We start from the raw sequence: 599 nt of genomic DNA, 5'->3' as shown, positions 1-599 counted from the left end.
ATCAAAATATGCGTTCTTTCAGGAATCTCAATGTCTTCTAACTGATCAAGTGCCAATGATAACGTCATACTTTTCACTTGCGGATCGGATTCTTCCCCAATCCAACAGGTATACAATTCGAACGATTTACCCTCGTCTAAGAAGTCATTCATGAACGTAAACAGATAACGTAGCTTTTCTTTCGATTCCAGTGCAATTTCGGAATCAAAAGGTTCAACGATCTCGATGCCCCAGTTACTCGAAATTTCATATACATACCATTTATGAAAATGCTTCGTTTTTACTTCATACAGACAGTCTTCATCCGCAAAACAGGGACCGATATATAAAGGAACGGTCTCATCTTCTTCATATAAATTGAGATACTGTTCAGGAATTTGTCTCTCCATACAAATATATGACGCTAAGCTCATTATGCTTCCTCCTTATGGATGATGTTTCCATCGTTAGTTGAAAAACGTCTTTCGATCGTCCATCTTTCCAAAATGAGCGATCTTTCCATTCGTACAAAAGTGATCGAGCATGCCAAATCGATTCGTTGCATCGCGGGTCACGATGAAGTTATAGGGCATCAATAACGAGAATTCAGACATGAAGTC

General features: G+C 38.9%; 1 protein-coding gene. It reads right to left on the bottom strand.

Annotated elements, in window-relative coordinates; translation table 11 throughout:
* Positions 1-389, bottom strand: a 389-nt coding sequence (locus tag KNQ12_RS16875; protein ID WP_251137757.1) for a hypothetical protein, incomplete at its 3' end; no start/stop codon positions are given.
* Between the last annotated feature and the right edge of the window lie 210 nt (positions 390-599).

Source organism: Exiguobacterium sp. s11, assembly GCF_018619015.1.
GTDB lineage: Bacteria > Bacillota > Bacilli > Exiguobacteriales > Exiguobacteriaceae > Exiguobacterium_A > Exiguobacterium_A indicum.
Note: the sequence above shows the minus strand (reverse complement) of the source record. Positions and strands in the feature narration are given on the sequence as shown.